This is a genomic window from Polaromonas sp. P1_G2, from assembly GCF_056405515.1.
Genome location: NZ_JBFUBY010001570.1, coordinates 1 through 383 on the forward strand (window position 1 = coordinate 1; position 383 = coordinate 383).

The 383-nt window shown below is 57.4% G+C and carries 1 protein-coding gene; it reads right to left on the reverse strand.

The window, feature by feature from the left end; genetic code table 11:
* Positions 1 to 177 (reverse strand): DUF4124 domain-containing protein (locus AC1D0P_RS31590; RefSeq protein ID WP_477680332.1); only part of this gene is annotated, 177 nt, incomplete at its 3' end.
* Positions 178 to 383 lie beyond the last annotated feature (206 nt).

Sequence of the window (383 nt, forward strand, 5' to 3'; positions counted from 1 at the left end):
CTTTTCGGTGGCAGGCGGCTGTGCGCCGTAGTGGGTCTTGCCCTCGGCATCCACCCACTTGTAAACGCCCTGGGCGTGGCCCGGGGAGGTGGCGAACAGCAGAGCCAGGCTCATGCCGAGAAATTGGGGTCTGGTTTGCAAGCGCATGGTGGGGTCAAGATAAAAAATAAAATTCATCGGGAAAAAAAATCGCAGCGAAGCGTGGGCGGGCCTCCATGGCGCAAGGCCTCGCCATGTTTCAGCGAGCGGGTTCAGTCGCCAGGTTTTCGAGTTTTTGCTGCAACCGATTCACACCGATCACCGCCCTCTTGGTCATGACGCTCTTGAACAAAGGCAGGAGCGTGGCTTTGAATAGCAAGTTGTCGTTGCGACTGAGCATGCGC